Origin of the sequence: Acidipropionibacterium thoenii DSM 20276 (genome assembly GCF_000423445.1) — a bacterium.
Lineage (GTDB): Bacteria > Actinomycetota > Actinomycetes > Propionibacteriales > Propionibacteriaceae > Acidipropionibacterium > Acidipropionibacterium thoenii.
This window is the reverse complement of the sequence record NZ_KE384018.1, coordinates 298,383-310,809: the sequence shown is the minus strand read 5'-3', so window position 1 is coordinate 310,809 and position 12,427 is coordinate 298,383. Positions and strand designations below refer to the sequence as shown.

The following is a 12,427-nucleotide window of genomic DNA, read 5'->3' as shown; positions in this document are numbered from 1 at the left end:
GGCTCAGGCCAGCGCGTCCCACTCGGGCAGCACGATCGGCTCGCCGGCCCAGGCCTTGCGGACCTCCTCGCTGACCCGCTCGGGAGCCACCACGACCCCGAAGACGTACTGGTCGAACCAGGAGTCGTTCATCGTGAAGAACCCCTTCCTGCCGACCTCGTCACCCCAGGAGTTCTCAACTCGCCAGCGGCGCGGGGCACCCTCGACCAGATCCACCCCGACCAGAGTCATCGCGTGGGTCGGACCGGTCTCCCGGGCACGCATCCTCTCGGCCTTGGTCATCGTCAGGTCGGCGCCGTAGAGGGAGTTGTAGTCGTGCAGCTCGGCGTCCCAGATCCCGCCCTGGCGATCGAACTGCTGGGCGACGTCGCAGTCGAACCAGACCGGCTCGCCATCTCGGATCGCGGCGATCGCGGCGGCCTTGAGATCGGCGATCGGGGCGCTGACATGGGCGTAGGGGGTGCCGCCCTCCATCAGCGGGGTGTGCTCGATGACGTACTTGCGGCCCACCGGGTTCTCCGAACGCGGATCGTGGAGCACGGTGATGTAGCCGTCCAGTTCCGCTGGCACGTACCTGGCGGCGAACTCCAGGGGGGTCATCCGGCCCTCGGAGTGGAACTTCTTGTCCTTGTCGCGGTACTGCCAGGTGAAGCTCTCCGGCGGGGTGCCCAGGTGGATCGCCAGCACCCGGTAGACATCGGTCAGCGCCTGGGAGCGCTCGACCTCGATCCGCTCGGCGCGCTCATGGCCATCGGAGTCGGTGACGGCCGCCCGGATCCGCAGCACAGCCCGGCGCAGCGCCCACGACAGCGCCCGGTTGAGCTGTGCGGTGTTGCCGGCCGACTCGGTGTCGGGCATCGCCCACACCGGGACCAGGCCGTACTTGCGGACCAGGTCGAGGAACTGGGGCCAGTAGCCGCCATCGCCGGCAGGGTGGTCCAGCAGTTCGCGGACCTCCTCCTCGGAGGGGTCGTGGTCGGCGGTCTCGAGGGCGCGGACCAGCACGTGGTTGGCCTTCTCGAGCTTGTCGTGGAAGGCGACGAAGTTCTGGGAGAACTCGAAGTTCTCGAGATTGAGCTCCTTGATGATGCGGGCGCGCAGCACGTTGAGCCCGGCGAACTCCCAGCACCGTCCCGAGTGCTTCTGGTTGGTGACGGTCCAGGCATCCAGCCGCTCGCACACCGACTCGTCGATCTGGTTGACGATCCGGCGGTCCAGGCTCACGGTGTCGGCGCTGGTGCCGGTGACGGCATTCTGGACGATCCGGGCAGTCGGGTCGGCGTCGAACTCCTTCCCGGACTCGGCGGCGAAGGAAGGTTCCAGGATGCTGGTCATCAATGCCTTTCCAGGGATTGCGATGGGTGTCGAGCTCGCCCGCAGGTGACCGGCGGACGCCTCCCCACTGTGCCACTGCACGGGCTGAGACGACAATGCGTCGGACTCGGCGGGCGCTGCTCAGACCAGGACCCGGGTGACCGGCAGCCCGGAGTCGGCGCTGATGCCCATCCGCGAGGGACGCAGCCCGGCCTTGACCACCTGGACCCCCAGGGCGGCGATCATCGCCCCGTTGTCGGTGCACAGGCCGGGGCGGGGACGCCGCAGCTCGACCCCGGCGGCCGCCATCCGCTCTGCCAGCAGGGTACGCAACCGGCTGTTGGCCGCCACCCCTCCGCCGATCAGGAAGTGTTCGAGGCCATAGTGGCCGCACAGGTCGACGGCCTTGGCGGTGAGCACATCGGCGACCGCCTCCTGGAAGCTGGCGGCGACGTCGTTCACCGGTACCTGCCGGCCGGCCTGCTGCTCGGTCTCCACCCACCGGGAGACCGAGGTCTTCAGACCGGAGAAGGAGTAGTCGAAGCGATGCGTGGCCATGTCGTGGCGCGCGGTCAGACCGCGCGGGAAGTGGATCGCGGTCGGATCGCCATCGGCTGCCGCCCGGTCGATCACCGGACCTCCCGGGTAGGGCAGCCCGAGCAGCCGCGCGACCTTGTCGTAGGCCTCCCCGGCGGCGTCATCGATGGTGGAGCCGACCTCGTCGATGCCATCGGCGATCGAGGTCACCTTGAGCAGTGAGGTGTGCCCCCCGGAGACCAGCAGCGCGCCGCAGGGCATCGGCAGGTCGCCGTGCTCCAGCAGGTCGACTGCGACATGGCCGGCCAGGTGGTTGACGCCGTAGAGCGGCTTGTCGAGCCAACCGGCCAGTGCCTTGGCCGCCGACAGGCCGACCACCAGGGCCCCCATCAGGCCCGGCCCCGCGGTCACCGCGATGCCGTCCAGCTCGGACAGGTCGATGCCGGCCTTCTCGGTGGCGGCGTGCAGTACCGGGACGACGGCCTCCAGGTGGGCCCGGGAGGCGACCTCGGGGACGACGCCTCCGAAGCGGATGTGCTGCTCCATCGAGGAGGCGACCTCGTTGGCGAGCAGGTCGTTGCCGCGCACGATGCCGATGCCGGTCTCGTCGCAGGACGACTCGATGCCCAGGATGAGCGGTTCAGACATGTCTCTCCTCGTTGCTGCCAGCGGTGCTGGTGGTGTCTTCGGCGCAGGACTCCAGTGATGCCGACATCACCAGGGCGTCCTCGCCGGTTCCGTAGTAGTGGTTGCGACGCGCGATCTGGTCGAATCCGTGGGACCGGTAGAGAGCCAGGGCCGCGAGATTGTCGGGGCGGACCTCCAGCAGGATCTGGCGTGCGCCGCGGCGGGCGGCCCAGGTCATCCCGTGCTCCAGGAGCCGGGCCGCCACTCCGGTGCGACGGGCCTGTGGGATCACCATGATCCGGTCCAGATCGCAGCAGTCGATGAGGTGGCCGAAGTCGGCCACCGCCCGGGGACCCTCGGGACCCTCCTCGATGAGCACCAGCCGCGAGGCGGCCCCCGGGTCCAGATCGGCCTGCCAGGACTGGCGGCTCCAGGCGGCGCGCTGGCCGGCCTCGAAGTCGCCGAAGCAGGCGCGTTCGACGGCCATCACCTGGTCCAGATCCTCCGGGCCGGCAGATCGCAGTGTCATACCCGGGTCGCTCAGCGTCCGGCGGGCCGGCGCAGCGGGGGCAGCGTGAGCCTGGTCGGGGTGAGGGTCGCCTTGCGGGTGGTGGGGACGGTGGCGTCGGGGTCGCGCAGGTAGAGCGGTTCGATGCCGACATTGGGAAGCTCCCGCCAGCAGGACGCCAGCAGACCGGCGTCCAGCACCTCGGGAGCGCCCTCGGCGGGTTCGATTCCGCGGGCCGCACACCCCGGCCCGCCGACCGGAAGCCCGGCGGGAAGGGTCTGCGGCTTGCCCACGCTGGGGCCGTCGACCCGCCAGCCGGCGGCATCGTAGGCGGCCCAGTAGAGCTCGTGACGGCGGGCGTCGGTGGCCACCACGAAGCCCTCGGCCGGTGCCGTCGCGGAGTCCACCCACTGGCGTGCCAGCACGTCGAGGGAGCAGACCGGGTGCAACGGCGTCCCGCCGAGTTCGGCGAGCACCCGGGCGGTGACGATGCCCACCCGCAGGCCGGTGTAGGGACCGGGGCCGACGCCGACCGCGACCTCCGAGATCTCGTGGACCTCGATGCCGGCCTGGGCGCAGGCGCTCTCGACCAGCGGCATGAGCTGCTCGGCGTGGGCGCGCGGGTTGTCGTCGCGCAGGCTGATCACCTGGTCGCCGCGGGCAAGGCCGACGCACACCGCCGTGGAGGTGTCCACCGCCAGGGTCCAGCCGGGATCGGCCCGCTCGTCGGTGTCGAAGTGGAAGTCTGGGAAGGGTGTGGACGTCATGCCTGTGCCTCCTGGGTATCGACGTCGGGCTCGCGCAGTACGGAGAGATCGACTCCCTGCCATCGCTGTCCGACAGGTTCGATGTAGAGAATGCGGGTCTCATCCGCGGGATCCCCGGAGCGGCGGATGTCGATCGCCAGGTAGGAGCCCTCCAGCTGCTCGGCGATCCCGGCCCCCCACTCCACCACCGTGACCGACTCGTCCATCGTCTCGTCGAGATCTAGATCGACCAGTTCGGCCAGCGAACCGAGCCGGTAGGCGTCGACGTGCACCAGCCCGGGACGCCCCTCGGTGCCGGCGTGGCGCCTCACCAGCACGAAGGTCGGTGAGATCACCGGCCCGAGCACCCCGAGTCCGGCCCCTATCCCCTGGGTCAGGGTGGTCTTGCCGGCCCCCAGATCCCCGGAGGTCAGCACCAGGTCGCCGGCTCGCAGCAACCCGGCCAGCCGGGCGCCGAGATCCTGCATGGCCTCGGCGGTGGGGGCCACCACCCGCAACGGAAGGTCGCGGACCAGGTCGTTGCCGTCGGCCCGGAAACCGGCGTCCAGGAGCGATGCGCGCAACTGGGAGCGACGCACCGGGTGGTCGCTCCAGCTCCTCACCAGCAGCTGGGATGCCCCGAGATCGGTGGCGAGCTGCGCCGCCCCCTCGAGCAGTTCCCGCTCGACAGCGGCACCGTCGACGGCAACACCGTCGACGGCGGGGGCGACCAGGATGGCCTCGACGACGGCGGTGCCAGCTCCGTCGACCAGGTGCAGCAGCCCGACGGGCCGATCGCCGGCCCGGTCGATGACGCACAGGTCATCGGCCAGCCAGCTCTCGAACTGCCCGACCAGCTGCTGCTCGCCGAGGGCCTCGGCCAGCGCGGCGGCGTCGCCGGGTTCCCCGACACGCAGCTGACGTGACTCGGTCTCAGTGTGTTTCACGGTCCGACACCTTAACCCTCAGGAACGCCGCTCACCGACAATCCTGCAGACCCGGCGCTCGCTCACCAGGTCTCGGATCCGGCGCGGCCGTAGCGGGCCTGCCGGTCATCGCGGGATGCCGAGCGGTCATGGCGCGGTCCTCGGTGGTCGTCACGGCCACTCCAGCCGCTCCGTCCGCCACGGTCACGGTCCCCACGTCCGCCGCGGTATCCCCGGCCGCCACGGTTGCCGTGGCCACCGCCGTAGGAATCCTTGCGGCGTCCATTGCGCGACTTCTGCTGACGGGGAGCCACCAGAGCGTCGAAGTCCTGCTGATCGATCGGCTCACCGCTGACCGGGGCGCAGCCGGCGATCTCGGCCAGGTTCTCGCCACCCAGACGCACCTCGGCCTCCTGGGGCTTGATCCCGGCCCCGCGCAGCAGCCGGGAGATGGCGCGCCGCTGGTGCGGCAGCACCATCGAGACGACGACGCCGTTCTGGCCGGCGCGGGCGGTCCGCCCGGAACGGTGCAGGTAGTCCTTCGAGTTCATCGGCGGGTCGACCTGGAGGACCAGGGTGACGTCGTCGACGTCGATGCCGCGGGCGGCGACATCGGTGGCCACCAGGACCGGCAACTTGCCGTCCTTGAAGGCCTTCAGGACGCGGGCGCGGGCGCCCTGGGTGAGTCCGCCGTGCAACGCACCGGCCATCACCCCGGCCTCGCGCATCTGCTCGGCCATCCGGGAGGCGCCGCGCTGGGTGCGGGCGAAGACGATGGTGTGGCCGGGACGGTTGGCGATCTCGCACATCACCGCGACCTTCTCGTGAGGCTTGACCTGGAGGGCGTAATGGGTGGCGGTGGCCACCGAACCCTTCTCCGGGTCGATCTCATGGGTCACCGGGTCGTGCAGATACTTCTTGACCAGCTTGTTGACGGCCTCGTCGAGGGTGGCCGAGAAGAGCAGCCGCTGGCCCTCGGCGGGAACGGCGTCCAGGATGGCCGAGACGGCGGGCATGAAGCCCAGGTCGGCCATGTGGTCGGCCTCGTCGAGGACGACCACCTCGATGCCCGACAGGTCGGCGTCGCCGGTCTCCAGCAGGTCGACCAGACGCCCCGGGGTGGCGACGACCAGGTCGACGCCGTGACGGAAGGCCTTGGTCTGCGGGCCGTAGCTCATGCCACCGGCGATCAGGATCGTCCTCATGTCCATCGAGGAGGCCAGCGGGGACAGCACATCGGCGATCTGCATGGCCAGCTCGCGGGTGGGCGAGAGGATCAGGGCGCGCGGCCGCTTGTCGGCACGCTCGCCGGTGGCGAGCCGGGTGAGTACCGGGACCCCGAAGGCCAGGGTCTTGCCCGAGCCGGTGGAGGCCCGGCCCAGCACGTCGCGGCCGGCGATGGCGTCGGGGATGGCGGCGATCTGGATCCGGAAGGGAGCGTCGATGCCGGTGGCCTTCAGCGCCGCGACGATCCGGTCGGGGACGCCGAGGGCCGAGAAGCCGCCCTCATGGTCGACGGTCGAGGTGTCCAGATCGGTCAGCTCGGCGGCCGACCACTCCATCTGGTCCTCGTTGCCGGCGGTGGCCTCCTGCTCGCGGTCGTTGCTGCGCTCGGATCGGGGCTGGTAGGAGTTGCGCTGCTCGGGGCGCTCGCTCCAGCGGCGGTCCTGGCGGGGGCGATCGGTGCGCTCGCCGAAGTTGCGGCGGCCGTTGTCCCGGCGGTCATCGTCGCGGCGCTCATCGTCACGGTGGCCGTGGTAGCCGCGGTCCTCAGTGAAGCGGCGGTTGTTGCCGCGGTAGGAGCCGCGGTCCTCACCGTCATGATTCCAGGAGCCCCTGCGATCGGCGGAGCGACCGCCGTGGTCGCGGTCATTGCGGTCGAAGGAGCGTCCGCCCCGACGGTCCTCGAAGTTGCGATCGCCGGACCGGAAATCGCCCTGCCGGTCGTCGCGATCCCAGGAGCGGTGCTGACGACGGTCGTCATGGGAGCGATGCTCGTCGCGGGATCCACGACGGTCGTCGGACCAGGAGTCGCGGTCATTGCGATGGGAGGAGCCGTGTCCTCGGGAGTCGCCACCGCGCAAGTCGCGGTGCTCGGCATCTCGCCGGTCGCGGTTGTACCCGCCGCGGCGGCCGCCGTCGCGGTCGTAGCGGGAGTGCTGGCGGTCGCCGTGATCGTCGAAACGGCGGTCCTGGCGCTCGCCCTCGTCCTCGGACCGGGGGGTCCAGGACTGGAAGGTGCGACCGGAGCGGTCGGTGTGACCCGAGCCGTACGGCTTGTTGTAGGACTTGCCGCCACGGGTGTGCGGCTTGTGCCCCTTGGCGGCCCGCTCGGCCGAGGTCCAGCGCTTCTTGGGGGTGCCGTCGGCCTTGTAGGACTTCGGCTTGCGATTGTTGGTTGAACTCAAGATGTCACCTTCATGGCGCGGCACAGTGCAGCCCGAGGGGACCGGCAGCTGTGCGGTTCGGTTGCGTCGACCTCGAGATCCCGCGATTGGCACGGACTCGTATGAGGATCTCGTGGATCCCCATCGCGAAGAGCTGCCAGTAATTGGGAGAGTCGCAGACGATCTTGTGTCGTCCGCCCAGGCCCCAGGTCAGGGGCGCATCGAGCAACTGAACGCATCATGGGTTCGTCGTTCTGGTCGTCCGTGCCTCAGCGCGGGCGACACGGCGAACCGTGGTCAACTCAGTTCAATATACGTCATCGGTGACGTGCGGCCAAATCGGGCCAGCCGAGGGATCCCGCCGCGCGGCGTCCCACAGCCGCCCTGTGAACCGACAGTTCACCGAGCTGTCGGTCTGCCGAGACCCGCCGTACTCGATAAGCACGCTGGGGCCAGTTACCATCGAGAGCGTGCGGGTAGCGATCATCAGCGAGTCGTTCCTCCCCCAGGTCAATGGGGTGACGAACTCCATTCTGCGAATTCTGGAGTACCTGCGCGCCCATGGCCACCAGGCGGTGGTGATGGCCCCCGGCGACCCGGCAGCAGCACCCAAGGAGTACGCCGGCTTCCCCGTCATCACGTTGTCCTCGGTGACCTGGCCCGGTTACCAGGACGTCCGGGTCTCCACCACCCCGCAGTGGACCCTGGAGCGCTATCTCAACGAGTTCGCCCCCGACGTCGTGCACTTCGCCAGCCCCTTCATGATCGGCTACAAAGGAGCCCTGGCAGCGGCCACCCTCGGTATTCCGGCGATCGCGATCTATCAGACCGATATTCCCAGTTACGGCACCCGATACGGTTTCGCCCATCTCGAGTTCTACGGCTGGTACCGGGTCCGCCAGATCCACTCGCTGATGGTGGCCACCTACGCCCCCTCGACCTACTCCCGCGACCAGCTGGTCCGCCACGGCGTCCCACGAGTGGGGATCTGGGGCCGAGGGGTCGACAAGGTCCGGTTCAATCCGGCCAAACGATCCCAGCTGCTGCACGACTCCTGGGCTCCCAACGGCGAGACGGTGATCGGCTACATGGGCCGGCTGGCCACCGAGAAACGGGTCGAGGACATGGCTGCCCTCGACGGCATCCCGGGCACCCGGATCGTCATCGTCGGGCACGGCCCCTCCCGCGAGGCACTGGAGAAGACGTTGCCGGGAGCGGTCTTCTGCGGCGGCCTGTACGGCGAGGAGCTGCCCAGAGCGGTCGCCTCGATGGATGTCTTCTGCTCCACCGGGGAGCTGGAGACCTTCTGCCAAGCGGTTCAGGAGGCCAAGGCCAGTGGCCTTCCGGTGGTCAGTCCCAGGCGCGGCGGTCCGATCGATCTCATCGATCCCTCGCGGACCGGCTGGTTGTACGAGCCGGGGAACATGGCCGAGTTCCGAGAGCGGGTCACCGACCTGGTGGGCGACCCCTACAAGCGCGCGGCGATGGGCCGGGCGGCCAGGGCCTCGATCGAGGACCGCACCTGGGAGAATCTGTGCGATGAGCTGATGGAGCACTACCAGGAGGCGATCCGGCTGGGCAGCCTGTCGGCGGCACGGCACAGCAATCCGGCATCGGCCTGAGCCGGATCGCCCTCAGACCAGATCACCGATGACCTGGGGGAGGAGGTCGGCCAGCTGATCGGGGGAATAGGGGCCCGGATGGCGCGACGCCGCCAGGGCCTGGATCCCGGCACCGGTCAGCGCGGCCTCGCGGGCTGACAGACCCGCGGCCAGCAACGTGCCGCAGATCCCGGCCAGGGTGTCCCCCGATCCCGCCTGACCCGTCCAGCCAGGCCCCGGAAGGGCCGCAGAGACCTGGCCATCGGGGTCGGCGACCCACTGGATCGATCCCTTCACCAGCACGGTGGCCCCGAACATCCGAGCCCCCGCCAGAGCATGGCCACGGGGATCAGCCTCCACCTCGGCGCGCTCGACCCCGAGCATTCCGGCCAGTTCCCCGGCATGGGGAGTGAACAGGCAGTTCTCGGGAATGCGGCGCGGCAGCACCGCCAGCGCGTCGGCGTCGACCACCGTCGGCAGGCCGTCGGCCAGCCGCCGGTCGAGCCGGGCGGAGTTGTCCTCCGCCGGCCCCCAGCCCGAACCGACCACCCACGCCTGGACCCGGCCCTCGGCGCACACCACGCTCGGCGCCCGGTTCACCACATGGGACCTGACGTTGTCGGGCCCCACGCAACGGACCATTCCGGCGCCGGCCCTCAGCGCTCCCAGGACTCCGAGGACCCCGGCTCCGGGGTACTGCTGGGATCCGGTGTCCAGGCCGACGACACCACGGGAGTACTTGCTGGAGCGGGGACCTGGCACCGGCCAGCGCCGGGCCAGATCGGCGACATCATCGATCTGATCGGCGTCATCGACGGCGACGCCGATGTCGGCGACGATCACCTGGCCGCATCGGGTGACGGCCGGATAGCCGACATGGCACCACTTGGCCGAGGCGAAGGTGACGGTGGTGGTGGCATGCATCGCGGTGGTCACCTCGCCGGAGTCGGCGGACAACCCGGAGGGCAGGTCGACCGCCAGCACCGCTGTCCCGGACTCGCGCAGCACGGCATCCAGATGGATCAGACTCTCGGGGATGCCGGGACGCCCGCCGATCCCGAGCACCGCGTCGATGGCCAGGTCGTAGTGACGGTCGGCGATCTGGTCGAGGCCCACCTCTCCGCAGCCGGCCGTCTGGGCGGCACGGCGTCCCTGCTGGTGGGCGGTGCCCAGCACCTGGCAGACGTCGACCAGCCAGCCGGCCTCGCTCAGCCTGGCGGCGGCGAACAGTCCGTCGCCTCCATTGTTGCCGGGGCCGGCCAGCACCAGCACCCGCTGCTGGGCCAGCCACTCGGCCGAGTCCTCGAGCAGCTCGTCGCCCAGCAGCATCCGCACGGCGGCGTCGGTGAGGGCGTCGGCGGCAGCCTGCATGAGGTCGACGTCGGGGTGGGAGTCGAGGAAGACCTGCTCGGCGGCCCTCATCTGGTCGGCTGTGCAGACTGTTCTCACCGGTGCTGGGATCATCGTTGTCCTCCTGGGTTCATCCTCGCTCGCAGACCACGAATGCGATCGCCATCCCGCCGTCATGGCTCAAGGACAGGTGGATGGCGTCGATGCCCTGCCGGCGGGCCTTCTCAGCGGCGGCTCCACGCAGCTGGAAGGAGGGCGCCCCGCTGGAATCGACCAGCACCTCGGCATCGTGCCAGCTCAGGCCGACCGGGCTCCCGAGCGCCTTGACCAGGGCCTCCTTGGCGGCGAACCGGGCCGCCTGGGACTGGGCGGGCCGGGCGGCCTCCTGCGCGCACAGCACCCGAGCGGCCATCCCCGGATGGCGCGACAGGGCTGTCTGCCAGCGCGACACATCGCAGAGGTCCACCCCGATACCAACGATCACGCTCTCAATCTACGGCCCACCACGCTCGGTCGCCCGGCACCGACTCACCGGTGCCCCCTGCAGCGGCCTCACTCCACGGTGACCGACTTCGCCAGGTTCCTCGGCTGATCGACATCGTGCCCCTTGGCGGTCGCGAGCTCGCAGGCGAAGGCCTGCAGCGGGACGGTGGCCACCAGCGGCTGTAGCAGGGTCGAGCAGTGCGGCAGCGGGATGAGGGTGTCGGCGAAGCCGGCCACCGAGGCGTCCCCCTCCTCGGCCAGCACGATGGTGCGGGCGCCGCGGGCGCGGATCTCCTCGATATTGGAAACCACCTTGTCGTGGAGCTGGTCGCGACCCTGCGGGGGCACCACCACGAAGACCGGGGTGTCGTTCTCGATGACGGCGATCGGCCCGTGCTTGAGCTCGCCGGCAGCGAAACCCTCGGCATGCATGTAGGCGATCTCCTTGAGCTTCAGCGCCCCCTCGAGGGCCACCGGATAGCCCACATGGCGCCCCAGGAAGAAGACCGCCTTCTCATTGAGGGCCATCTTGCGGGCCAGCTTGTAGACCGGGCCGATGCCGTCCAGGACCTGCTGGATCTTGGCCGGCATCGACTCCAGCTCGTCCATCAGCAGCCGGATCTCGTCGCCGTACTTCATCCCGCGCACCTGTGCCAGGTAGAGCCCCAGCAGGTAGCAGGCGACCACCTGGGTGAGGAATCCCTTGGTGGAGGCGACGCCGATCTCGGGGCCGGCATGGGTGTAGATGACGGCGTCGGACTCGCGCGGGATGGTGGCGCCATTGGTGTTGCAGATCGCGATCACCCGGGCGTGCTGGTCGCGGGCATGGCGGATCGCCATCAGGGTGTCGGCGGTCTCCCCGGACTGGGAGATGGTGACGACCAGGGTCATCGGGTCGACGATCGGGTCGCGGTAGCGGAACTCGCTGGCCAGCTCCACCTCGCAGGGCACCCGGGTCCAGTGCTCGATCGCGTACTTGGCGACCATCCCCACATAGAAGGAGGACCCGCAGGCCACGATGACGATCTTGTTGATCCGTCGCAGCTCCTCCGGGGAGATCCGGATCTCGTCGAGAACCAGGTCGCCGCGGTCGGTCCAGCGGCCCAGCAGGGTGTCGGCGACGGCCTTGGGCTGCTCGAAGATCTCCTTGCGCATGAACCAGTCGTAGCCCTGCTTCTCGGCGGCCGACAGGTCCCAGTCGACGTGATAGGGCTTGGCCTGGCCGGGATTCCCATCGAAGTCGGTGACAGTGATCGTCTCGGGGGTGATGGTGACGACCTGGTCCTGTTCCAGCTCCAGAGCGTCGCGGGTGTACTCGATGAACGCAGCGACGTCGGAGGCCAGGAAGTTCTCTCCCTTGCCGACGCCGACCACCAGCGGCGAGTTCCGCCGCGCGGCGACCACGACGTCAGGCTCGGCGGCGCTGACCGCCACCAGTGTGAAGGCCCCGGCCAGCCGTGAGGCGACCAGCTGCATCGCCTCGGTGAGGTTGTGACCGGCGGCGACCTGCTGACCGAGCAGGTGGGCGGCGACCTCGGTGTCGGTGTCGGAGAGGAAGGTGACTCCCTCGGCGACCAGCTCGGCGCGCAGTGAGACGAAATTCTCGATGATGCCGTTGTGGACGACGGCCACCGTGCCGTCGGCGGACATGTGCGGGTGAGCATTGACGTCGGTCGGGGCACCGTGGGTGGCCCACCGGGTGTGCCCGACACCCTGGGTCGACGGCGGAAGCGGGTGAGCCTCCAGGTCCTCGCACAGATTGGCCAGCTTGCCGGACTTCTTGTCCCAGTGCAGCGCCCCATCGGCGACCACAGCCAGCCCTGCCGAGTCGTACCCTCGGTACTCCAAGCGCTTCAGGCCCTCGATGATGACGTCCTCGGCCTGACGATAGCCGCAATAACCCACGATTCCGCACATGGCAAGAAACGTACAGCATGAGTGAGCGTTC

The 12,427-nt window shown here is 69.6% G+C and carries 10 protein-coding genes; 1 reads left to right on the top strand and 9 read right to left on the bottom strand.

Translation table 11 applies throughout. The annotated features are described in order from the left end of the window. Positions 1 to 3: 3 nt before the first annotated feature. The 6 genes from G554_RS0110860 to G554_RS0110835 all read right to left on the bottom strand — a co-directional run bounded on the left by G554_RS0110860 (position 4) and on the right by G554_RS0110835 (position 6,220). A complete protein-coding gene (locus G554_RS0110860) occupies positions 4 to 1,335 on the bottom strand; it encodes a C1 family peptidase (RefSeq protein ID WP_027587909.1) in 1,332 nt (443 codons plus the stop codon). Positions 1,336 to 1,455: 120 nt separating this feature from the next. Then, complete coding sequence (gene tsaD, locus G554_RS0110855) at positions 1,456 to 2,499, bottom strand: tRNA (adenosine(37)-N6)-threonylcarbamoyltransferase complex transferase subunit TsaD (RefSeq protein WP_027587908.1); 1,044 nt, start codon at positions 2,497 to 2,499, stop codon at positions 1,456 to 1,458. Beyond that, on the bottom strand, positions 2,492 to 3,007 hold the full coding sequence (locus G554_RS0110850) for a GNAT family N-acetyltransferase (protein ID WP_027587907.1): 516 nt from the start codon (positions 3,005 to 3,007) through the stop codon (positions 2,492 to 2,494). The genes tsaD and G554_RS0110850 overlap by 8 nt, the downstream gene beginning before the upstream one ends. A gap of 11 nt (positions 3,008 to 3,018) precedes the next feature. Further along, on the bottom strand, positions 3,019 to 3,753 hold the full coding sequence (tsaB, locus tag G554_RS0110845; protein WP_084648483.1) for a tRNA (adenosine(37)-N6)-threonylcarbamoyltransferase complex dimerization subunit type 1 TsaB: 735 nt from the start codon (positions 3,751 to 3,753) through the stop codon (positions 3,019 to 3,021). Beyond that, positions 3,750 to 4,679, bottom strand: coding sequence for a tRNA (adenosine(37)-N6)-threonylcarbamoyltransferase complex ATPase subunit type 1 TsaE (tsaE, locus tag G554_RS0110840; RefSeq protein WP_027587905.1), 930 nt, complete (start codon positions 4,677 to 4,679; stop codon positions 3,750 to 3,752). The genes tsaB and tsaE overlap by 4 nt, the downstream gene beginning before the upstream one ends. A 62-nt stretch (positions 4,680 to 4,741) precedes the next feature. Beyond that, complete coding sequence (locus tag G554_RS0110835; RefSeq protein WP_027587904.1) at positions 4,742 to 6,220, bottom strand: DEAD/DEAH box helicase; 1,479 nt, start codon at positions 6,218 to 6,220, stop codon at positions 4,742 to 4,744. Positions 6,221 to 7,515: 1,295 nt separating this feature from the next. Between G554_RS0110835 and G554_RS0110830 the strand changes: the two genes are divergently transcribed. Next, positions 7,516 to 8,667, top strand: a complete 1,152-nt coding sequence (locus tag G554_RS0110830) for a glycosyltransferase family 4 protein (RefSeq protein WP_027587903.1) — start codon at positions 7,516 to 7,518, stop codon at positions 8,665 to 8,667. 12 nt (positions 8,668 to 8,679) lie between these two features. Here the strand turns inward: G554_RS0110830 and G554_RS0110825 are convergent, their stop codons facing one another. The 3 genes from G554_RS0110825 to glmS form a co-directional block, all read right to left on the bottom strand. Beyond that, positions 8,680 to 10,095: an NAD(P)H-hydrate epimerase gene (locus G554_RS0110825; protein ID WP_027587902.1), complete on the bottom strand. Its 1,416-nt coding sequence runs from the start codon at positions 10,093 to 10,095 to the stop codon at positions 8,680 to 8,682. Between the two features lie 31 nt (positions 10,096 to 10,126). Next, on the bottom strand, positions 10,127 to 10,480 hold the full coding sequence (locus G554_RS0110820) for a holo-ACP synthase (protein WP_027587901.1): 354 nt from the start codon (positions 10,478 to 10,480) through the stop codon (positions 10,127 to 10,129). Positions 10,481 to 10,548: 68 nt separating this feature from the next. Then, on the bottom strand, positions 10,549 to 12,396 hold the full coding sequence (glmS, locus tag G554_RS0110815) for a glutamine--fructose-6-phosphate transaminase (isomerizing) (RefSeq protein ID WP_027587900.1): 1,848 nt from the start codon (positions 12,394 to 12,396) through the stop codon (positions 10,549 to 10,551). Positions 12,397 to 12,427 lie beyond the last annotated feature (31 nt).